Source organism: Defluviimonas aquaemixtae (assembly GCF_900302475.1).
Taxonomy (GTDB): Bacteria; Pseudomonadota; Alphaproteobacteria; order Rhodobacterales; family Rhodobacteraceae; genus Albidovulum; species Albidovulum aquaemixtae.
The window spans coordinates 14,263-33,460 of sequence record NZ_OMOQ01000007.1 but is presented as its reverse complement, the minus strand read 5'-3'; the positions used below and the strand labels follow the sequence as shown (position 1 = coordinate 33,460).

At 63.5% G+C, this 19,198-nt stretch carries 21 protein-coding genes, 1 tRNA gene and 3 pseudogenes; 16 read left to right on the top strand and 9 right to left on the bottom strand.

Translation table 11 applies throughout. The annotated features are described in order from the left end of the window. Nucleotide 1: 1 nt before the first annotated feature. Entirely contained in the window at nucleotides 2-955 is a 954-nt protein-coding gene (locus DEA8626_RS20025) for a Gfo/Idh/MocA family protein (protein WP_108855016.1), read from the top strand. Continuing rightward, entirely contained in the window at nucleotides 952-1,869 is a 918-nt protein-coding gene (locus DEA8626_RS20020; RefSeq protein WP_108855015.1) for a dihydrodipicolinate synthase family protein, read from the top strand. Before DEA8626_RS20025 ends, DEA8626_RS20020 begins: the two co-directional genes overlap by 4 nt. A gap of 279 nt (nucleotides 1,870-2,148) precedes the next feature. Here the strand turns inward: DEA8626_RS20020 and DEA8626_RS21530 are convergent, their stop codons facing one another. The 5 genes and pseudogenes from DEA8626_RS21530 to DEA8626_RS21210 form a co-directional block, all read right to left on the bottom strand. Further along, on the bottom strand, nucleotides 2,149-2,373 hold the full coding sequence (locus DEA8626_RS21530; protein WP_245890950.1) for a DUF7220 family protein: 225 nt from the start codon (nucleotides 2,371-2,373) through the stop codon (nucleotides 2,149-2,151). Between the two features lie 46 nt (nucleotides 2,374-2,419). Next, nucleotides 2,420-2,878, bottom strand: a pseudogene (locus DEA8626_RS21525) (DNA-methyltransferase); the annotation flags it as partial. 447 nt (nucleotides 2,879-3,325) lie between these two features. Next, nucleotides 3,326-4,879 (bottom strand): phytoene desaturase family protein, encoded by a 1,554-nt coding sequence (locus tag DEA8626_RS20010; RefSeq protein ID WP_108855013.1) that lies wholly within the window; start codon nucleotides 4,877-4,879, stop codon nucleotides 3,326-3,328. After that, complete coding sequence (locus tag DEA8626_RS20005) at nucleotides 4,872-5,261, bottom strand: nuclear transport factor 2 family protein (protein WP_108855012.1); 390 nt, start codon at nucleotides 5,259-5,261, stop codon at nucleotides 4,872-4,874. The genes DEA8626_RS20010 and DEA8626_RS20005 overlap by 8 nt, the downstream gene beginning before the upstream one ends. A 525-nt stretch (nucleotides 5,262-5,786) precedes the next feature. Then, nucleotides 5,787-5,960 carry a hypothetical protein gene (locus DEA8626_RS21210; protein WP_181366562.1) on the bottom strand — a complete coding sequence of 58 codons (174 nt, stop codon included), beginning with the start codon at nucleotides 5,958-5,960 and terminating at the stop codon, nucleotides 5,787-5,789. Between the two features lie 227 nt (nucleotides 5,961-6,187). Here DEA8626_RS21210 and DEA8626_RS21520 point away from each other — a divergent pair, with 227 nt between their 5' ends. Next, nucleotides 6,188-6,454 (top strand): SOS response-associated peptidase family protein, encoded by a 267-nt coding sequence (locus tag DEA8626_RS21520; protein ID WP_245890947.1) that lies wholly within the window; start codon nucleotides 6,188-6,190, stop codon nucleotides 6,452-6,454. A 21-nt stretch (nucleotides 6,455-6,475) separates the two neighbouring features. Further along, entirely contained in the window at nucleotides 6,476-6,742 is a 267-nt protein-coding gene (locus tag DEA8626_RS21515; RefSeq protein ID WP_245890946.1) for an SOS response-associated peptidase family protein, read from the top strand. A gap of 692 nt (nucleotides 6,743-7,434) precedes the next feature. Here DEA8626_RS21515 and DEA8626_RS19995 read toward each other — a convergent pair. After that, complete coding sequence (locus DEA8626_RS19995) at nucleotides 7,435-8,205, bottom strand: helix-turn-helix transcriptional regulator (protein WP_108855011.1); 771 nt, start codon at nucleotides 8,203-8,205, stop codon at nucleotides 7,435-7,437. A 128-nt stretch (nucleotides 8,206-8,333) separates the two neighbouring features. On the opposite strand from DEA8626_RS19995, the gene DEA8626_RS19990 reads away from it, so the two are divergent. Both DEA8626_RS19990 and DEA8626_RS19985 read left to right on the top strand, forming a co-directional pair. Next, nucleotides 8,334-8,780: a FixH family protein gene (locus DEA8626_RS19990; RefSeq protein ID WP_108855010.1), complete on the top strand. Its 447-nt coding sequence runs from the start codon at nucleotides 8,334-8,336 to the stop codon at nucleotides 8,778-8,780. Between the two features lie 7 nt (nucleotides 8,781-8,787). Further along, entirely contained in the window at nucleotides 8,788-10,014 is a 1,227-nt protein-coding gene (locus DEA8626_RS19985) for a cytochrome-c peroxidase (RefSeq protein WP_219929231.1), read from the top strand. Nucleotides 10,015-10,243: 229 nt separating this feature from the next. Here DEA8626_RS19985 and DEA8626_RS21510 read toward each other — a convergent pair whose 3' ends face one another. Further along, on the bottom strand, nucleotides 10,244-10,345 hold the full coding sequence (locus DEA8626_RS21510) for a heavy metal-binding domain-containing protein (RefSeq protein WP_245890949.1): 102 nt from the start codon (nucleotides 10,343-10,345) through the stop codon (nucleotides 10,244-10,246). Between the two features lie 260 nt (nucleotides 10,346-10,605). Between DEA8626_RS21510 and DEA8626_RS19975 the strand changes: the two are divergent. The 8 genes and pseudogenes from DEA8626_RS19975 to DEA8626_RS19940 all read left to right on the top strand — a co-directional run bounded on the left by DEA8626_RS19975 (nucleotide 10,606) and on the right by DEA8626_RS19940 (nucleotide 14,792). Further along, a pseudogene (locus DEA8626_RS19975) lies at nucleotides 10,606-11,180 on the top strand (L,D-transpeptidase). 159 nt (nucleotides 11,181-11,339) lie between these two features. After that, nucleotides 11,340-11,441 (top strand): annotated as a pseudogene (locus DEA8626_RS19970) (L,D-transpeptidase family protein); the annotation flags it as partial. A 58-nt stretch (nucleotides 11,442-11,499) separates the two neighbouring features. Then, nucleotides 11,500-11,952, top strand: coding sequence for a c-type cytochrome (locus DEA8626_RS19965; RefSeq protein ID WP_108855006.1), 453 nt, complete (start codon nucleotides 11,500-11,502; stop codon nucleotides 11,950-11,952). Between the two features lie 395 nt (nucleotides 11,953-12,347). Further along, complete coding sequence (locus DEA8626_RS19955; RefSeq protein WP_219929230.1) at nucleotides 12,348-12,743, top strand: hypothetical protein; 396 nt, start codon at nucleotides 12,348-12,350, stop codon at nucleotides 12,741-12,743. Further along, nucleotides 12,733-12,897, top strand: a complete 165-nt coding sequence (locus DEA8626_RS21260; protein WP_219929229.1) for a cupredoxin domain-containing protein — start codon at nucleotides 12,733-12,735, stop codon at nucleotides 12,895-12,897. Before DEA8626_RS19955 ends, DEA8626_RS21260 begins: the two co-directional genes overlap by 11 nt. A 102-nt stretch (nucleotides 12,898-12,999) precedes the next feature. Continuing rightward, a complete protein-coding gene (locus DEA8626_RS19950) occupies nucleotides 13,000-13,485 on the top strand; it encodes a c-type cytochrome (RefSeq protein ID WP_108855004.1) in 486 nt (161 codons plus the stop codon). A 396-nt stretch (nucleotides 13,486-13,881) separates the two neighbouring features. Then, nucleotides 13,882-14,316 carry a Cu(I)-responsive transcriptional regulator gene (gene cueR, locus DEA8626_RS19945; RefSeq protein ID WP_108855003.1) on the top strand — a complete coding sequence of 145 codons (435 nt, stop codon included), beginning with the start codon at nucleotides 13,882-13,884 and terminating at the stop codon, nucleotides 14,314-14,316. 257 nt (nucleotides 14,317-14,573) lie between these two features. After that, nucleotides 14,574-14,792 (top strand): hypothetical protein, encoded by a 219-nt coding sequence (locus tag DEA8626_RS19940; RefSeq protein WP_108855002.1) that lies wholly within the window; start codon nucleotides 14,574-14,576, stop codon nucleotides 14,790-14,792. Between the two features lie 655 nt (nucleotides 14,793-15,447). Here the strand turns inward: DEA8626_RS19940 and DEA8626_RS19935 are convergent. Beyond that, nucleotides 15,448-15,537: transfer RNA gene (locus DEA8626_RS19935), tRNA-Ser, on the bottom strand. 170 nt (nucleotides 15,538-15,707) lie between these two features. Here DEA8626_RS19935 and DEA8626_RS19930 point away from each other — a divergent pair. Both DEA8626_RS19930 and DEA8626_RS19925 read left to right on the top strand, forming a co-directional pair. Next, the gene (locus DEA8626_RS19930) at nucleotides 15,708-16,178 is read left to right on the top strand and encodes an aminoacyl-tRNA deacylase (RefSeq protein WP_108855001.1); all 471 of its coding nucleotides are present in this window, start codon (nucleotides 15,708-15,710) and stop codon (nucleotides 16,176-16,178) included. 104 nt (nucleotides 16,179-16,282) lie between these two features. Beyond that, nucleotides 16,283-16,627: a phasin family protein gene (locus DEA8626_RS19925; RefSeq protein ID WP_181366560.1), complete on the top strand. Its 345-nt coding sequence runs from the start codon at nucleotides 16,283-16,285 to the stop codon at nucleotides 16,625-16,627. A 167-nt stretch (nucleotides 16,628-16,794) separates the two neighbouring features. On the opposite strand, the gene DEA8626_RS19920 is transcribed toward DEA8626_RS19925, so the two are convergent. Next, nucleotides 16,795-19,155, bottom strand: a complete 2,361-nt coding sequence (locus tag DEA8626_RS19920; RefSeq protein ID WP_146188910.1) for a heavy metal translocating P-type ATPase — start codon at nucleotides 19,153-19,155, stop codon at nucleotides 16,795-16,797. Nucleotides 19,156-19,198 lie beyond the last annotated feature (43 nt).

The following is a 19,198-nucleotide window of genomic DNA, read 5'->3' as shown; positions in this document are numbered from 1 at the left end:
GATGGAGATCGCGCTCGTCGGCATCGGCAAGATTGCGCAGGACCAGCATGTTCCCGCCATTGGCGCTTCGCCGGACTGGACGCTTGCGGCGACCGTCTCGCGTCATGGCCAGGTCGAAGGCGTGGAGGCCTTCACTGACTTCGACACGATGCTCGCCGCGCGTCCCGATGTCAGAGTCGTGTCGCTCTGCCTGCCGCCCGTTCCGCGCTTTGCCTATGCTGCCTCGGCGATCCGCACCGGGCGCCACGTGATGCTGGAAAAACCGCCGGGGGCCACGCTTGCGGAGTGCCACGCGCTTGAACAGCTCGCTCGCGTGCACCGGGTGTCGCTCTTCGCGACGTGGCACTCGCGCGAGGCCGATTCAGTGGCGGCAGCGAAGGCCTGGCTAGCGGACAAGACCCTCCGCCGCCTCGCCGTGAATTGGAAAGAGGATGTGCGGCGCTGGCATCCGGGCCAGGAATGGATTTGGGAGCCGGGCGGGCTCGGCGTGTTCGATCCCGGCATCAACGCGCTTTCAATCGTGACCGAAATACTGCCTGGCCCGATCCATCTGAGCAGCGCTGAACTCGCTTACCCCGAGAACCGTCAGACGCCCATCGCCGCAACGCTTGACTTTTTTCACCCGCAGGGCGCGACGGTGACGGCAGAGTTCGACTGGCGACAGGAGGGCGACCAGATTTGGACGATCGAGGCCGCAACCGATGAGGGGACGCTGCGTATTGTCGATGGCGGCGCGCGTATCGAAATTGAGGGCGAACCACGCAAGATCGCCCCCGACCTGCCGCTTTCCGGTGAATATCCGCGCCTTTACGCGAAGATGGCGCGGCTGATCTCCGAAGGCAAAATCGACATGGACCTCGCGCCCCTGCGGCACGTCGCAGACGCATTCATGCTCGGCCGCCGTAGACGCGTCGCGCCGTTTCACTTTCGAGGAAAGCAAGAGGTCAAACCGTGAAACAGCCGCTTACCGGGATTCTCCCTGTCGCGCCCACACCGTTCCATCCGGACGGCCGCGTGGACGAAGACGGGATGCGGCGAGTGCTCGATTGCATGATTGATCAGGGCGTCGACGCGATTTGCGTCCTCGCCAACTATTCCGAACAGTTCGTCCTCTCCGACGAGGAGCGTGAGCTTCTGATGCGGCTCTGCCTCGAGCATGTCGCGGGACGAGTTCCGGTGATCGTGACAACCAGTCATTTCTCAACCGACATCGCCGTGGCGCGGGCCAAGGCGGCCGAGTCCCTCGGCGCGGCGATGGTCATGATGATGCCGCCCTATCACGGCGTCGGGCTCGTGCCTGCCGAGCAGGGGATCGTGGAGCATTTCCAGGCGGTGAGCGACGCGGTCTCGATCCCGATCATGGTTCAGGACGCCCCCCTTTCGGGTGTCACGCTCTCCGTCCCGCTCCTCGTCCGCATGGCGCGCGAGATCGAGAATGTGAGCTATTTCAAGGTCGAGACCGCCTTCGCCGCCGACAAGCTCGCCGCGCTGATCGAAGCCGGAGGCGCCGACATTGTTGGTCCGTTCGACGGAGAAGAGGCGGTAACACTACTCGCCGATCTCGATGCCGGCGCAACGGGAACGATGACATCTGGGCTGCTTCCCGAAAAAATCCGGCCTGTCGTGACCGAGTACAGGGCCGGTCACCACGATACGGCGCTGAAACAATGGAAACTTTGCCTGCCTCTGATTAATCACGAGAACCGCCAATGCGGCCTTCGGGCCTGCAAGACCGTCTTTGCCGCTGGCGGCGTCATCAAGAGCGACCATGTGCGTCACCCACTCAAGCCCCTCAGCGAACGCACGAAATCGCGGTTGCTCGACCTCGCGAGAGAGCTTGATCTGATCGCTTTGCGCTGGGGAATGTGACCAAGGACTGCATTATGCTCGATTGATCCGCAGGTCTCCTCCCGGAAGATCTTTAGCCGGGTGGTCCAAACGGCGTTAGCAGGTCATCCTCCGTGTTCCTGATTGTTACGGAGGACCACTTCGTTGGGGAGGATCACCCGGTCGGGAATATTGCGGCTGTGGCAGGCCGGCTCCCGCGCCGGTTCCGGACCCCAAGGTGCCAGAGATCGACCCTCTGCCTCCCCTGAGGGGCGTCTGGCGATCCCACACGTCTCGCATCGCGCGCCGATCCGATCCCGCTCATTTCCTCCCTCCATGCCCGATGCGTTCGATGAGACGATGCAGCGCGTGGCTTCGAGCAAAGGAGAGCAAGGTGAATACGCCGCCCAAATGCAGCGACTGAACCGGCGTGACTGCGAGTCCCATCACCGCAAAGACCGCAAGCTGTAGGATCATGGCAAGCCCGTAGCCCATGACAAGATTGGATGCGGGCTCGATGGCGGAGAGACTGCGCGATTGGCACACCTGCGCCCTCCGCCGCTGTCGGACCGTCCGGACCTTGCTCGCGACAGCGATCCTTGCCAATCTCGCCAAAGGATTGCCCCTCACCCTCGAGGACTGCCGCCTCGCCCGTGAACGCCTGCCAACGCAGGACGGCGGCGTCGACATAGGCCGGGTCGAGCTCGACCGCGCAGCAGGCCCGGCCCGTCGTCTCGGCCGCGATGATCGTCGTGCCCGATCCCGAGAAGGGCTCGCAGACCACCTGGCCCGGGTTTGAGTTGTTGAGGATCGGCCGGCGCATGCACTCCAAGGGCCTCTGCGTGCCGTGCCCGGTCGCGGCATCCTCGTCGCGGCCCGCGATCTGCCAGAGCTTCGACTGCTTGAGGTCCCTGCTCCAATGTCCCGTTGCCCCTTTCCGGACCGCGTACCAGCAGGGCTCGTTCTGCCAGTGGTAGTGGCCGCGCGAGAATACCAGGCGCTCCTTGGCCCAGACGATCTGCGCGCGCACCTCGAAGCCGAGCGACGCGAGGCCGACGCCGAGCACCGGTTAAATAAAGCCGTATTCCCGGATCGAGCCCGCGACCAGCGCGACCTACGCCTCCGAATGCGTCTGCGCGTTTCGCGCAGAGGGGCTGAGATCCGCAACCGGCCGGTGCTCGAGCCGGAGCCCCGCGCCTCGCGCGATCGCCTACGCCGCGCCGATCTTCGCCAGGCGATCGCCCATCCCGTCGTGCCCCCCGCCTTCGGGAATTCCGCGGGCGTCCACGCCTCGCCCGGGCAGTATGCCCGAGGACTAAATCATTGTAATAATGACATTAAATTACAGGATGCGACAGTTAGGCGGAATGCGCTGGGGTGTTGGAGATCCGACGCCATCGAGCGACAGAATAGCCGGACGGAGCGGACACTCGGTATGGCTGCTCAAACGTCAGCTATCGCGACGGTGGGATAATTATATGTTGTGGCATTTCGCCCTCTACCCCCGGAACTGCCGGACGATCTTCGGATCGACGCTGGCGGCGGCGAGCAGCCCGCCCCAGAGCGCACCGGGAATACCGGGGCTCGCGACATCCTGACCGGCGAGGAACAGGCCCGGGACCGGCGTCTTGGCCTGCAGCGCTCCGCTCATCACGCGTTTGGGCGTCACGTCCAGCCCATAGAACGCGCCCCGGTGATGCCCCGTGATCGATGAGGTCGTAAGCGGCGTCGAGAGATCGCGGAACACGACGAGGCTGGCCAATTCCGGGAAGTAGGCCTCGAACTGCGCGAACATCACATCCTCGACCCGGGTCTTGAACGACCGGTAATCATCGCCGCGCTCCCCAGCGTCCGTATCGGCCCATTTCTCCACCGTCGACCAGTCCGCCCAAGCCACCAGTTCGCCAGCGTACCTCTGCGCAGGTCCGGGGTCATGGCCGGGGTCCTTTACCGAGGCGAATGAGACGAACATGCCGGGCGGCGGGCTATCCGGCGCATCCGTCCAGACGACGTCGACTTTGCCCGTCGGATATATCCAGTGGTTCGACCGGGTCGCTCCGGCATCCTCGACGTCGCCCTCAAAGCCCATGAACAGGCTGAAATGCGCGATCGACGGCGGCAGAGAGCGGATTTCGTCGATCCAGTCCTGATGTCCGCAATCGTCGGGAAGAAGATGGTTCACCGTCTCGCGCGCACCGATATCCGAGATCACCGCATCGGCGCGGAATTCCTCCCCGTCCGTCGTCCGCACACCGACAATCCGGTCGTCCTCGAAGAGAAGCGTCTCAACTCTGGCGCCTGCCCTCGCCTCACCTCCGCCAGCCGCGATCGTGGGCAGGATATGTTCGGCAAAGACCGCACCGCCCCCCACCGGATACCAGGCCCCGCTTTCCAGGTAAGACGCGGAAATCAGGGCATGCATCGCGAAGCTCGCCTTGCTAGGCCTGCCGCCATGATCGAACCATTGCGCGGCGAATGCGGCGGCCAATTCGGGGTTGTCGGTGATCTCGTCGATCACCTCCTGCGTCGTCCGCTTGCACCATCGGTCGATGGCGCGGCCATTCCACCATTGCAACACAGTGCCAAGAAGTTCAGGCATCGCACGTGTCGAAAAGATCGTGTGCATCGACTCCCGGCCTTCCCTGAGCGCTGCGGTCCAGGCTTCGATGGCCTTTGCCTCATCCGGGAACCGGTCCTTGAAATCGCGTTCCTGCGCTTCGAAGGGGCGGGACAAGGCGAGCGGGTCCGCGTCGCCGATATGAAGGTTGTCATAGACGGCCCCCATCGACGTGAATTCGATCGGCGTGTCCGACAGCCAGTCCAACAGGTCGCGCATTCGATCGCCCGGGGCGATACCACTCAGGTAATGGATACCCGCATCCCAGGTGAAACCCTCGCGGGAAAAGCTGTGGGTCAGGCCGCCAAGGGTCTGGTATTGCTCGAGCAGGAGCACCTTGTGCCCGCCCTTGGACAGCGCGGCGGCAGCCGCCATTCCCCCCATGCCCGAACCGATGACGATGGCGTCCCAGTTGGTCTTGTCAGCGTCAGTCATCTTGAACCTCCTTCGCATCGCCCGGGACGATGTCCCAAACCTGCACCACCCGCCCGTCCACGATGCGCCAGACGACCACGACGTCCACGGCGACCGAGCGGCCCCGGAAGGTCAGCGTGTTTCGCGACTGCACGACAACCAGCTCGTCCCCGACGGGTGTGACCGACATGGGATTGATATTGAACGTCCCGCCGGACTTCTGGGCGATGGCCTCGAAGAAAGAGTGGAGGCCGTCCAATCCGACATAGTCCCCCTGCAAGTCGGGCAGGTTGGGATTGAAGTAGTGCCAGACGACATCTTCGGCGATCAGGCCCCTCGATGCCGCGAGATTGCGCAGATCAAGACGCTTCAACAGCGCGACATTTGGATGGTCTTCGGTCATATCTGTTCCTTCGCGTTGTGGCGGAGGAGCTGGTGAAATGCTTTGCTGGTGTGTGCAGCACGAGAACACGCGGCCGCTAAAGGCGCCTTGATCAGGGTCAATCGGAGGTAAACGCCGTACCTGTGAAATGCCGACCTGGATCAGCAGACATTCAGCAATTCAGGCAGATGGCGCGATCGCCATAGCGAGGGTGATACTTTCGGTCACTCGCATGATGACAACAACAACGTCTTCGCCCTCAACACACTCACCCTGGAACGGGCGCGAAAGACCCGAGCGAACACATTTCTGCCCTTGGCAGAGCCTCGTTTGATTACGTCATCTCATTGTCGTGAAATCAGAAGCTGAAATTCATGCTTACTGCAGCATTGGTCAAGGTGGGCTCGGAGCCGACATTGCCACTTGCGCATACACAATCCATCCCACCTCAGTCCGGTTCGCCCCCGAGACGCGTCTGATCGGCTCATTCGACTGACCCACCGTTTCCCGGCCGCTGAATCGCCAGGTATCGAGCCCGAACTGGTGTCACAGCTTCTGCCTCACGGGCGTCCAGCTGACCGCACCTCTCGTGCCGCAGGCGGTACATCTGAGCCGGTGCTCCAAGCTGCCGAGCTTCATGTGCCGCGCGTAGTAGCGCCGCAGACGCACCGCCTCGATGTAGCCTTGGTGCCGGCAGGACGTGCAGGTCCGCGAGCGCATGCCAGCCGGTCAGCCAGTCGAGCCTGATCGCCTCTTGCCGGCCGAGGATGTCGCGTGCGTATCGGTTATCGTAATCGGCAGACATGGGCCGACCCGGCGCAGGCGAAGGCGATTGCATAGCGACAATGTTCTTATAATGTTCTCGTCATGTCCAGACGCTCGATCCCACGGAAAAAATCGACGAGCGGGCCCAGACGGGTGCGTGGCGCGGGGAGGACCAGTTCGGCATGCGCAACCTCTATCCCTTGTCGACGGGCCAGGCTGCGATCCGCGAGATCGCGAGGGCCATGGAGGATGAGACCGGAAACCAGCCGCCGCTGCCGGGGATCTTCCCCGGCCAGATGGCGCCCGTCGTCCGAAACACCAATGAGGGACGGAAGCTTTCCCTCTTGCGCTGGGGCATGCCGTCTCCTGCCTTCGCGCTCAATGGTCGCAAGGTCGATCACGGCTTCACGAAGGTCCGCAACACCATATCGTCCCACTGGCGGCGCTAGCTCGGCCGCGAACATCGCTGCGTGGTCCCGTTCACGAGTTTCGCCGAGAACAACCAGGGGATTGGCAAGGAGGAGGAGCTCGTCTGGTTCGCACTTGACGAGAGCCGGCCACTTGTCTTCTTCGCCGGCATCTGGACGACCTGGACCTCGGTCAGAAAGCTCAGGGACGGAGAGACGACAGACGACATCCACGCGTGTCTGAACACGGAGCCCAACGAAGTCGTCGCCCCGGTCCACCAGAAGGCGATTCCGTTGATCCTGAGATCCGAAGCCGAGATCGATGCTTAGATGACGCTGCCCGCGGAGGAGGCGCTTCGCATGCAGAGGCCGCTGCCACGGGGTGCTCGACTTTGTGGCAAGGGGCGTGAGGCAGAATGGGTGGAGGAACAGCGTCGGTGACATGAGCGTCCTGCCAAGATCGCGCATGAAAACCTTTGGGAAATCGCGAGCCCTGTCTGAAGGTGCTAAATGCCGTTTGGAGCCGACATTGAGGAGGGTTTCCAATGGCCGGAATCAAGGGCGAATCCCAAGAGCTTTCTATTGCAGCCGATTATCAGAGTTCGCTCCGGGACTCAGAGCGGACACACGGTAGGGCCGCGGTAGCTAAGCTGCGACAATGAGCTTGAGTGGACGGGGGCGACGGTCAGGTTCGACCTAGGGTCGAACCTGACTACGGCGGGATGGGATCACTTAGCGCAATCGCAGGTCGTCGCGTTACGAACTGCAGGGGCGCAGGTGCAAGCATCACCGCAGCCGCACGTTGGGCCGCACGTACAGACGATATCGTGAGGCAGACAGGCACAGAATTGGCCGCAGTTGCAGGCATCGGCGAGGTCGTTGTCAGTCATTTGATCCTCCTGGGGTTCGTTTGTGGTGACCTATTCCTAGCCGTGATGCGGGGACCGAGCTTGAACGAAAGAGCTAATCTGAAGGGCATACGGTGGCGATCACGCCGAGCGGCATTCGCGGCAAAAGGGATGTCAGATCATCATGAGCAGGGACGCCGGGACTCCGAACATCCTGAGGAAGGTTCGACTGAAATGCGCGGAATCGGCAAAGCCTGCGTCATGCGCGGCGTCGGTCAGGGTGTTCCCGGCCGCGATCCCCTGCACGGCGACCATCAGTCTCCGCCAGAGCACATAGGTGCGATAGGGCAGGCCGACCTCTTCGACGAAGCGGTGGCTGAACCGGCTTTCTGACAAGCAGGCGATCGCTGCGGCCTGACGGGCATTCAGCCGAGAGTCGAGATCGGCTGAGAGCCTTTCGAGAACCCGTGCGATACGCGGGTCGAGCACCCGCGCGACTTTGGGATCACCCGAAAGACGCGCTGCAAGTTCCATGCCCAGCCCGGCAAGGACCGCATCATCCGGGCGCGGACCCTCCCAGATGCAGGACAGGCGCGCGGCGATATCGGCGAACCCGGACAGATCGGGCCGGGAAAAGCTGCCGCCCGCGAGATCGCGCAGCACGGCCGCACCCATCCTGCTTTCCGGTTCGATGAAGATCATCGCGTTCCGCCCCTGCGGTTCGTAAGCATGCGGCACGTCCGGCGCGATCAACACGATCGGGCCCTCGACCACCTCTGCCCCGATGCGGAACCGGAAACCGCCGCCCACGGAGAACGTCAGTTGAATGGCATGGTGGGCGTGGAAATCGGTGCTGCGCCGGATGCTTGTCGTATCCGGCACTTCGAAGGCCCAGAGACTGGCGCCCTCCCAGATGACGATCCGGCCTCGTGCGACATGCTTCATGCAACAACCTATCGGTTTCCGCGCCACCTGCAAAGTCAGCCGTTTCGTTCAATCGCGGGATCTGCCGGCGCCTCTATGAGGTGGCCTTGCCGGCACGGGGCCTGGCAATCCATTCGAGAGGAACCAACATGTCCACACGCATTTCCCGTAGGGCCATCCTGATTTCCATTCCCGGCGCAGTCGTGTTTGCCCGCGGCGCCGCCGCCGGGTTGTTCACCAAAGCGCTGCCCGGCGATCTTGACCTCTCGTTGGTCAGGCTGTCGAGGGGCGGTCTCTATCGCGCGGAGCTTGCGCCCGATGCCACGCCGATCACGCTCAGACAGATGCAGGTCTGGACCGTGACGCTGCAAACCGCCGCCGGTGCGCCGGTGACACAGGCGGGCATCGCGATCAGCGGGGGCATGCCGCAGCACGGCCACGGGCTTCCGACCGCGCCGCAGGTCACGAAGAACCTCGGCAATGGCCGCTATCTGATCGAAGGCGTGAAGTTCAACATGCGCGGCTGGTGGACGTTCGAACTTGCCGTCGACGCCGCCGGCGGTGCCGACGTCGTGACCTTCAACATCATTCTGTGACATGGCCATGACCAGAATTCGAGCCGTCGCGATTTGCGTTCTCGGGCTCGGGACGCCTGCCCTGACGCTTGGCTCCTCCCCCGCCGTCCCCGACTGGGCGGCGGACGAGGTAGGCCTGATCGCCTCGCTTTCGCTGTCGGAGCTTGGCCCGGTGCCGCCGGACCCGTCGAACCGCGTCGCGGATGATCCGCGCGCGGTGGACCTTGGCCGTGCGATCTTTTTCGATACACGCTTCAGTGCGGACGGCACGGTGTCCTGCGCAAGCTGTCATCTGCCCGACCGCCAGTTTCAGGATGATCTGCCGCTTGGCCGGGGCGTCGGCGTGACGAAGCGCCGGACCATGCCCATCGCGGGCGCGGCCTACAGTCCATTCCTGTTCTGGGACGGACGCAAGGACAGCCTGTGGTCGCAAGCCCTTGGCCCATTGGAAAGCCCGGTGGAACACGGCGGTGATCGCACACAATACGCGCATCTTGTGGCAGAGGCCTACCGCGCGCCCTATGAGGCATTGTTCGGCGCGCTTCCCGATCTTGGCCACCTGCCCCGGAGGGCCGGGCCGATTACCGACGCGGACGCAGCCGCCGCATGGGAGGGGATGGCGGAACCGGACCGCAGGGCGGTGTCACGGGTCTTTGCCGATATCGGCAAGTCCATCGCGGCCTTCGAACGCAAGATCCAGCCCTCTCCGACCCGGTTCGACGCCTATGCGGCCGCCCTGACCTCAGGCGTGGAAAGCGGGATCCTGACGGATGACGAGATCGCCGGGCTTCGGCTGTTCCTGGGCAAGGGCGAATGCGTCAACTGCCATAACGGCCCGCTGCTGAGCGACGGTCACTTCCACAACACCGGCGTCGCCGCCGCGCCCGGTTTCCTCGCAGACCTCGGCCGCGCTGAGGGGGCGGCGCTCGTTCGCGACGATCCCTTCAACTGCCTTGGCGATTTCAGCGATGCCGCGCCCGAGGATTGCACAGAATTTCGGTTCATGACCGTCAGCACCGCTGAAGAGACCGGGGCTTTCAAGACCCCATCGCTGCGTGGCGCCGCCATGCGCGCACCCTACATGCACGCCGGCCAGATCGTGACGCTCGACGCCGTGCTGCAACACTATCAGTCGGCTCCGGCGGCCGAAATTGGTCGCAGAGAGCTTCATCCGCTGAACCTGAGCGACAATGAGCTGCGACAGATCGCTGCCTTTCTCGCCACGCTCGATCCTGTGGCGAGCGAAACCCGTTAGGTGAGAAGGCGACTCCTGTCCCAGATGGGCTCGGAACCGCCGTCCCGCTTACCTCTCGACCTCCCAGCTGGCGAACTGCCCTATCACCGCGTCTAGCCGCTGCCGCACCTCACTCTCCGCGTCCTCGACACACCACGCTCGCTGCCACGATCGCACTCTGCCAGCAAGTCGATACCTGGCCGATTCAAGGGTCGTTTCCCTATGGGTATCACTTGTAGGGTTCTAACCCTTAAATCCTGCTCTTCGGAACGCGAGCTTCGCCTTCGGGAACCAGGTTCATGTGGCACGTCGGGCAACGCCCCGGTTCCGATTGCCGGATCTCGGAATGCATCGGACAGGTGAAGATCGTGCCGGGCTCATGCGTCGCACTGTCGGCGTCGGAGCCGGCAGCGGCGGGATGGCGGTGAACGCTGTTTCCGGCGATGGTCCGCATCTCCAAAGGTGGCTTCGGAACCGAAGACGGCGCTTCCAGTGACTGGAAGGTAAAGCGTCAGTCTCCATTTGAAATGGCACTGACGCCACTACCTTGAATTCTAAGCAGAACATACCGACCTGGCATTTTCTTGCCCGAGAACGACGGATTTCGAGATGATCGGCAGACGCATATTTCTAACTGCGGCAGCGGCCTGGGCCGGCGGGGCGACCATGGGGCGGGCGCATTCCGCAGCCGCGCCCTACGTCCTTCCGCCGGAACATCTGCCGGAGACCGTGCCAATCCGCGACGTGTTCCAACCATTCGAGATCCATGTGCTGCCGAGCCAGTTCGCGCTCTTCTGGACGCTTCCTGGGGCGCAGGCGGTCCGGTACACCGTCGGCGTCGGTCGGCCCGGCCTTTATCACGAAGGCGAATTCTAAATCGGCGCCAAGCGGGAATGGCCGAGCTGGAAGCCGACGCCGCAGATGATCGAGCGCGAGCCGGAGCGCTATGCGCAGTTCGCCGAGGGTATGCCGGGCGGGACCGACAATCCGCTTGGCTCCCGCGCGCTCTACCTGTTCCAGACGGGCCGCGGCGACACGATGCTGCGGATCCACGGAACCAACGACCCGACAACAGTCGGCCGGGCCGTATCGAACGGCTGCGCCCGGCTCGTGAACGACCCCAGATCGTGGATCTCTATGACCAGGTCCCCCTCGGCACGCGGGTCGTTCTCAATACCCCAGGGTGACCATCGCGCGCTGCTCGTGTCGACATCCCGGCCTCCTCACGGAAGTGTTATGCGCCGGCCTTGACCTTCCAGCGCTGGAAGGCGGTCCTGACTGCGCCTAACGCGTATGGAAATTCGCGAACGAGGAGGCAGGCAATGAAGAGAAATCACCGGATATCCCTGGATCGGCGGTCATCGAACGGTTGCATCGGGCTTTGCAACGAGCATATCGCCGAAGTGTTCGCCCGGGTGCCCGTCGGAACACAGATCAAGCTCATCTGACCGTCCAGGCGGCGCTCGGTGACCATGGCGCCACAATCAACCGGAGACAACAGAAGACATGAACAAGACTGCACTTGCAATACTCGCGCTAGTCGCGCTCGGCTTAGCAGTGTTTCTTTGGAACGTCACTTCGCAGCCCGCACCTCAGGACCAAGCGGTGACGCCGTCCACGACCGCCCAGCCCACCGCCGCCCCGATCGTGGAGGTCGCGCTACCTACCGAGCTGTCGTCCGAGGCGCAGATCGGCAAGCGCGCCTTCGAGGCAAAGTGCGCTCAGTGCCACGGCGTCGACGCGGCGGGAAACAACAGCGCCGGTCCTCCACTCGTGCACAAGATCTACGAGCCGAACCATCATGGGGATGCGGCCTTCCTGGTCGCGGTCCGCAACGGTGTACGTCAGCACCACTGGGATTTCGGCAATATGATGCCGGTCGAAGGACTAACTGACGCCGATGTGAAATACATCGTCCAATACGTGCGCGAACTGCAGCAGGAAAACGGTATCCGGTGACGATGGGACAGCGCTGCGGACCCTTGGCCTCGTTTCTAGGCTTGATGGCCGCCTGTGTCGTCGTGCTCCTCGCGGTTGCCAGCAGGCCCGTCGGCGCGTCAGTCGCCGCGTGGCATTCGGCGACGGACGCCCATGCCCATCCCGCTTCTGCCTCCGTCGCCATCCCCGGCGCAGGGTTGGAGATCGGCGTCCATCGCCATCCCGACCCGGACTGCGCGCCGCAATTGATTGTTCTGCCGGTCACCAGGCGTGCGCCCGGACGGGCCGCTTCTGCGCGGTTGAGTCGCGTCTTCAGCCCCGCGATGCGGGAAAACCTGCTGACTTTCGACCCGCCGCCGCGGCGCAGTCAGGTTTGAGCGCAAGAGACAGGAACAAAACACAGACAGGACCTATCCATGAAGATTATGACCACGACACCCGCGGCGCTCGTTCTGGCGTCATCGCTCGCCTTCGCCGAACCGGCGGTTGCCGCGGGCACACACGGAGGCGGGCACGGCAGCGGCCAAGCGACCGCAATCGGCGTGCCGGGCAATCCGGCTGAGGTCGATCGCGACATTCGCATGGATCTCGGCGAGATGTCCTTTTCGCCCGACGCCATCGGAGTGAAGGCCGACGAGACCATCCGCTTCATCGTCACCAACAGCGGTGACTTCCTGCACGAGTTCAACATCGCGACCGCGAAAATGCACGAACAGCACACCGAAGAAATGATGATATTGATGGAAAGCGGAGCGATCGATGCCGAGCGCATCAACCACGAAATGATTACGATGACCGAAAATGGGGCATGAGGAGCCGAACAGCATTCTGCTCGAGCCTGGCAAGTCAGCCGAGGTGATCTGGACCTTCTCCGGCGACGCTCGGATCGAGGTTTCCTGCAACGTGCCGGGCCACCGCGAAAGCGGCATGATGGCACCGATCCGCGCCGAGGGCGGAACGTCCTGAACTTCTGCCGGAGCGCGGGGTCGGTCCCCGCGCTCCGGCGCGACTTTCAGCCATTCGCCGAGCGTAACACGCTTGCCGGCGAACCAACCCGAGGGGCGAGGCATGGCAGTACGCATTCCCTTGGCGACAGCTGGCGGCGCATTGATCGTTGCCTTGCAGGTGCTTCTTGGCGCTGCGACGGCCGTACGCGGGCAGGATGCCACTGGGCCGGCCGACATCGCCGAGGGCGAACGGCTTTGCTCTGAGTTTTGCGCGTCGTGCCACGGTGCCGATCTCGAGGGCCAAACGGACTGGCGCTCGCCCGATGCCGATGGCCGGCTGCCAGCGCCGCCGCATGACGATACCGGCCATACCTGGCATCACGGTGAACACCTCCTGTTCGACTACACGAAGCTCGGCGGCAAGACGGTGATGGCCGCGCAAGGACTCGACTTTGACAGCGGGATGCCCGCCTTCGCGGAAGAGTTGAGCGACCAGGAAATTCGGAACATTCTCGCCTTCATCAAATCGACCTGGCCCGAGCGGCTACGCGAGATGCAGGCGATTCGAACCGAGGCAGAGCGGCTCCTCGATCAGGCAGATCGGTGACGTCCGGCCGCGGCGGCGTCGCCAGGCGGCGGCCAACGGCAGCGCTTCGTCTCCCGCCTCCCGCATCGCCGTGACAAGCGCCTCCGGATCGAGTGCGCTCTCCACGCCGACGCTCCGCACATGCAGGTCGCAGTCGTCTTCGGCCGCGGGGGTCGACGCTTCGGACTGCCTTCGCTAGGGCGACCCGGCAACGGTTGCAACTCATGTCAGGGACGTCGAACGGCGTCATCGGGGAACTCCTTGCATTTCCTTTGCTGATGGCAGGTTCCGGCACCGTGAGGTCAAGACGGCGGGCCGCCGCCCACTACGGTAATATGCACCTTGACCTTCCAGCGGGTGGAAAGCTTAGCTTCATCAAGATCCAACTTCTCGCGCACGCCGAAAGGGGAGCCAGGAATGAACATCGGTGACGTCGCACGGCTGTCGGGACTGCCCGCAAAAACCATCCGCTACTACGAGGATATCGGCCTCGTCGAACCACTGCGCAGCACGAACGGCTACCGCGCCTTCCGGCAGAGGGACCTGCACAAGCTCGCCTTTCTCGGCCGGGCGCGGTCGCTGGGTTTCACGATTGAGGATTGCCGCAACTTGCTCAGGCTCTACGAGGATACCGAAAGGGCAAGCGCCGATGTGAAGCGTATCGCCGAGGAGCATCTCGATTGCATCGACTGGAAGCTCGAGGAACTGGTCGAGATGCGCAGGACACTGGCACATCTTGTCGACGCCTGTGCCGGCGATCATCGGCCGGAGTGTCCGATCCTCGCCGATCTCGCCGCGCCGGAAGAGAACACTGCCGCACCGGCCGCGATACCGGCGGCTGACCACGCATAGCGACGGGATGTTGAAGCTTCGGCGGCGGGCCGCCCCCAAATCGACTTGCGTGGTTAAGTGCTCCACAGCAATCGACGAGAAGCATGATGATCCTCGTCCACTTCATCCGGCGCGTCCTTGTCGCGCTTGTCATCACCGCGACGGTCGCGGGCAGCGCCTCGGCGGCGAACCGGATGGTGTCCGTGGATTGAGCGCCCGCCATCTCGATCCACGCGAAGGAAGCGGGTGCAGCGCGAGACGAGAGCAGGCCCGTTGCCATGGACGCTGCGCTTGGCGACATCGGTCACGTATATCTGCATTGCGGCATCCACGCCTGCTCGGCCGTTCTGACCTTCGAACCAGTGCCGGCGACAAAGACCGTCTGCGCATCGGCGAACGCATATGCCGCTTCGGATGACGTCGTTCTGACGGAGCGGTCCGCAACGGCAGTCCGCAACGCAGACTACGGAGCGGAAATCGTGAAGCGGCACGCCTAAGCGCCACGAACGGGCGTCGCCGGGGCAGCCCTGACGACCCTCAACGCCCGCGAATTGTTCGAACGGACTGGAAGGTTGTCCATTTGCGCAATCGAGGCTAGTGCCGACGTCGCCACCGTCATGGCTGAAGAGCGGCATCAACGCGCAGAAGCTCTTCTCGCAACTCGCTCGTCGGGCTTCGCCCCGCTTGGCGTCGGCTGAAGCGCGACTTGATTGCTCAATTTGTCCGCTACTTTGGATGGCATCATGCGATCTCGCGTCCGCAGCGAAGGTCCGGAACCCGCCCTCCGCGATCTTCGGGCCACACAGCGACGATCCGCTGTCCGCCCAAATTGGCTGATCAGGAAGACTTGCTGCTTGGCAGCGATGAATCTGCAAACTGAGCGGCGAACGTTCGATGTCTGTTCCCGCTACGCGAACGCGACTCCGGTCGAAGTGTTCGGCTTGGCCGCCCAGAAAGCTCATTTGTCACAGCGCCTTACACTCAGTTCACCAAGTTGGCGCAGCCATCAGGTCCGGAGAATATCGGGACCGAAAGAACGCTTCCAGCCCTCCATGCGCCAAGGCCGGTGCTCAGCCCCGTCCGCATAACCCTCTAAAACAACGGAACAAACTGGCCGTGGCCAGATCGGGAGAACACTTTCGCGAGGGCAAGTGGCGGAGACGAAGGGATTCGAACCCTCGAGACGGTTTCCCGTCTACTCCCTTAGCAGGGGAGCGCCTTCGACCACTCGGCCACGTCTCCGCCGCCCCGTTTAATCGCAGGGCTCCTGAGGGGCAAGGGGAAAGGTTGCATGTGCTTCTCCCCCCGCGGGGCTTGCCGGACAGGCGGCATCAGCGCAGAGTGAAGACTCGGCAGACGGGCGCCTCAACCCGAGCTCCTTGGCGGGCGCCCCGCAAGTAGGGGAGGTCACTATGACGATCGCCAAGCGCCTTAAATCCCATCTCGAAAGTCAGGGCGTCTCGTACGAAACCGTCTCGCATCCGCGAACCGCGACGGCGAGCGAAACGGCGGAGGCCGCGCACATCCCCGGCGACAGGCTGGCCAAATCCGTGGCGATCCACCTTGAGGATGGTCACGTCCTCGCCGTCGTGCCGTCAAGCCACCGGGTGGATCTCAGCGCGCTTCAGGGGCTGCTCGACAGGCGGCTCGGGCTTGCCAGCGAAACCGAGGTCAAGGAGATTTTCGACGATTGCGACGTCGGCGCGGCCCCGCCGGTGGGGGCGGCCTACGGCGTGCCGGTCGTGATGGACGAAAGTCTGCGTGGATTGGACAGGGTATGGTTTGAAGGTGGCGACCACCGCACACTCGTTTCGGTCGCCGGTGCCGATTTCGATCGGCTCATGAAGGAGGCCCGCACCGGTGCGTTCGGGCATCGGACCTAGGCGACGCGGGTCAGGTATGGCGGCCGTCAGGACTGCGTAAGATCAAAGCGGCGTCAAGCACGAGGGGTTAGGGTATCATTTCGAGAGCGATGAAAGGATGTGAAATGCCAGAAAAAAAAGGCGCTGCTGTGACCAGCCCAGAGGACGCAATGAAAACGATCGCGGGGATGCAGACGGCAGATCCCAGCGCCGCGGCTCGGCTTTATCTGGCCTGGATGGAAGGTCTTGGCGATATTGGCAGCGAGGCCATGCAGTTCGTTGCGGAACGCATCGCCGAGGACGTTAAGACCCAGCATGAGATCCTTCACTGCAAGAACCCGGCCGAGATCATGGCCATTCAGCGGCGTTTCCTGCAAACGGCGCTGGATCAATACGTGGCAGAGGGCGGCAAGCTCATGAAAATGAGCAACGAGATCGTGCAGGAGGCGTTCGCGAGCCCCCGAAAATAGGGTCAGAGACGAAGGATGGACCCGCGGCTTCGGCCGAAGGCTACACCGGGCGTGGCGCAGTCGCCCAGCGTCCATGCTTCCGGCCAAACGATGCGGAAGTTTGACGCTGGGCGAATGCTGAGACGAAGTTGATGACGTGCGAGGGAGCGCTCCGAACAAAATCGGGATCAGAGTTCCAGCCGACGCAGCCTGAGCGCATTGGCGATGACGGAAACCGACGACAGCGACATGGCCGCCGCGGCGATCATCGGCGAAAGCAGCAATCCGAAGACCGGGTAGAGCACGCCCGCAGCTATGGGAACGCCCGCCGCGTTGTACACGAATGCGAAGAAGAGGTTCTGCTTGATGTTGCGGAGCGTTGCCTTGGCCAGCTTTCTGGCCCGCACGATACCCGTCAGATCCCCGCCCAGAAGCGTCAGGCCCGCGCTTTCGACCGCGACGTCGGCTCCTGTCCCCATGGCAATGCCGACATCCGCTGCCGCAAGCGCTGGCGCGTCGTTCACACCGTCGCCCGCCATGGCAACCGAGCGGCCCGCGGCGCGGAGGTCGTCGACAAGCGCTTTCTTGCCCTCCGGCAGCACACCCGCCCGCACCTCGTCGATGCCCAGTTTCGCCGCAACGGCCTCGGCTGTGCGCTGGTTGTCTCCGGTCGCCATGATGACCCGAATTCCCTGGGCGTGCAGGTTTCGGATCGCACCTTCCGTCGTGGCCTTGATCGGATCGGCGACAGCCACGAGGCCGACAACACGGCCGTCAACCGCCACGAACATCGCTGTCTTCCCCTCCGCGCGCAGTTTGTCAGCGGTCGCATCGGCGCTCTCGGTCTCGATCTTGAGCGATTGCATCAGGGCCGCGTTGCCGAGCGCCACCTGACGGCCCCCGACGCTGCCCGTGACGCCCTTGCCGGTCACGGCATCGAAATCCGACACCTTGTCCAGTACGATGTTGCGAGCCTTCGCGCCCTCGACGATGGCGTCGGCCAATGGGTGCTCCGACCCCCGCTCGAGCGCGGCCGCATTGGCCAGGACGTCTTCTTCTGCCATGTCCGCCAGCGCGACGGCATTCGTCAGCTTCGGCTTGCCCTCGGTCAAGGTACCGGTCTTGTCCACGATAAGAGTGTCGACGCGCGCCATGCGCTCCAGCGCCTCCGCATCCTTGACCAGGACACCCGCCTGCGCCCCGCGCCCGGCCGCTGTCGTGATCGAGATTGGCGTCGCCAGCCCGAGCGCACAGGGACACGCGATAATCAATACCGACACGGCGGCCGCCACGGCGAAGACGAATGCCGGGTTCGGTCCGAAGACAAGCCAGGTCAGGAACGCGAGCACCGCGACGCCGACCACGGTCGGCACAAAAATCTCCGAGACGCGGTCCGCCAGCCCCTGAATGGGCGCCCGCGAGCGGCGGGCGCCCGCCACCATCTCGACGATCTGCGCGAGCACCGTATCGGAACCGACAGCATCGGCGCGGAACGCGAACGTGCCGTTCTTGTTGATGGTTCCGCCCGTGACCCGGTCGCCTTCGGTCTTCTCAACCGGCACCGGTTCTCCGGTGATCATGCTTTCGTCGATGGAGGAGCGCCCCTCGACCACCTCGCCATCAACGGGAACGCTGTCGCCCGGACGAACGCGAAGCAGGTCCCCGGCCACGATGTTTTCAAGCGGCGCGTCGTATTCAGAGCCATCGGGCAGAATCCGCCTTGCCGTCTTCGGTGCGAGGTCCATCAGAGCGCGGATCGCGTCGCCCGTCCGTTCGCGCGCGCGAAGCTCAAGCACCTGCCCCACGAAGATCAGCGCCACGATGACGACGGCGGCCTCGTAGTAGGTGCCAACCATACCGTCCATCCGGTACTGCTCCGGGAAGACGCCCGGCAGGAACGTCGCGACGAGCGAGTAAAGATACGCCGCCCCGACGCCGAGCGAGATCAGAGTCCACATGTTCGGCGACCGGTTCTTGATCGAATCCAGCCCGCGCTGGAAAAATGGCCGAGCCGCCCAGAGCACGATGGGCGTGGCCAGCAGAAACTCGAGATAGACGGCCAGCTGATGGCCAACCCAGTCGCGCACAGGCAGTCCGACCATCTCGCCCATAGTGAGGATCACGAGCGGCACCGCGGCCGCCGCGCTGAACCAGAGACGCCGGGTAAAGTCTGTCAGCTCTTCGTTCGGTTCGTCCGAAGGCAACATCGGTTCAAGCGCCATGCCGCAGATCGGGCAAGCACCGGGTTCGTCACGGACGATTTCCGGATGCATCGGACAGGTCCATTGGCTCCCCGGCGCAGCATGTTTGCCGACCTTTGAGACATTACCCGATGCGTAGAACCATGGATCGACATCGAACTTCGATTGGCAGCCGTCGGAGCAGAAATTGAAGGTCTCGTCGCCGTATTCACGCGAGCGGGCTTCCGGGTTGACGGTCACCGACATTCCGCAAACCGGGTCTATCGCCGTCGGCGCGCCGGACGGCTCGGACATGTGAGAGTGCCCGCAATTGGCGTGATCGTGTTGATGGTGCGCGTTCTGTGACATTTCAGACTCCTGCCTGATCCCAAATAGAAGCTAGTGCTTCCAG

Excerpts from the sequence above, each read along its gene's own strand:
- cueR (WP_108855003.1), top strand. The coding sequence starts at position 13,882 with ATGAACATCGGTGACGTCGCACGGCTGTCGGGACTGCCCGCAAAAACC.
- DEA8626_RS19965 (WP_108855006.1), top strand. The coding sequence starts at position 11,500 with ATGAACAAGACTGCACTTGCAATACTCGCGCTAGTCGCGCTCGGCTTA.
- DEA8626_RS19950 (WP_108855004.1), top strand. The coding sequence starts at position 13,000 with ATGGCAGTACGCATTCCCTTGGCGACAGCTGGCGGCGCATTGATCGTT.
- DEA8626_RS19990 (WP_108855010.1), top strand. The coding sequence starts at position 8,334 with ATGTCCACACGCATTTCCCGTAGGGCCATCCTGATTTCCATTCCCGGC.
- DEA8626_RS19985 (WP_219929231.1), top strand. The coding sequence starts at position 8,788 with ATGACCAGAATTCGAGCCGTCGCGATTTGCGTTCTCGGGCTCGGGACG.
- DEA8626_RS19925 (WP_181366560.1), top strand. The coding sequence starts at position 16,283 with ATGCCAGAAAAAAAAGGCGCTGCTGTGACCAGCCCAGAGGACGCAATG.
- DEA8626_RS21210 (WP_181366562.1), bottom strand. The coding sequence starts at position 5,960 with ATGCGCTCGCGGACCTGCACGTCCTGCCGGCACCAAGGCTACATCGAG.
- DEA8626_RS21520 (WP_245890947.1), top strand. The coding sequence starts at position 6,188 with ATGCGCAACCTCTATCCCTTGTCGACGGGCCAGGCTGCGATCCGCGAG.
- DEA8626_RS19940 (WP_108855002.1), top strand. The coding sequence starts at position 14,574 with ATGGACGCTGCGCTTGGCGACATCGGTCACGTATATCTGCATTGCGGC.
- DEA8626_RS20005 (WP_108855012.1), bottom strand. The coding sequence starts at position 5,261 with ATGACCGAAGACCATCCAAATGTCGCGCTGTTGAAGCGTCTTGATCTG.
- DEA8626_RS21260 (WP_219929229.1), top strand. The coding sequence starts at position 12,733 with ATGGGGCATGAGGAGCCGAACAGCATTCTGCTCGAGCCTGGCAAGTCA.
- DEA8626_RS19955 (WP_219929230.1), top strand. The coding sequence starts at position 12,348 with ATGAAGATTATGACCACGACACCCGCGGCGCTCGTTCTGGCGTCATCG.
- DEA8626_RS19920 (WP_146188910.1), bottom strand. The coding sequence starts at position 19,155 with ATGTCACAGAACGCGCACCATCAACACGATCACGCCAATTGCGGGCAC.
- DEA8626_RS21510 (WP_245890949.1), bottom strand. The coding sequence starts at position 10,345 with ATGCATTCCGAGATCCGGCAATCGGAACCGGGGCGTTGCCCGACGTGC.
- DEA8626_RS19930 (WP_108855001.1), top strand. The coding sequence starts at position 15,708 with ATGACGATCGCCAAGCGCCTTAAATCCCATCTCGAAAGTCAGGGCGTC.
- DEA8626_RS19995 (WP_108855011.1), bottom strand. The coding sequence starts at position 8,205 with ATGAAGCATGTCGCACGAGGCCGGATCGTCATCTGGGAGGGCGCCAGT.
- DEA8626_RS20025 (WP_108855016.1), top strand. The coding sequence starts at position 2 with ATGGAGATCGCGCTCGTCGGCATCGGCAAGATTGCGCAGGACCAGCAT.
- DEA8626_RS20010 (WP_108855013.1), bottom strand. The coding sequence starts at position 4,879 with ATGACTGACGCTGACAAGACCAACTGGGACGCCATCGTCATCGGTTCG.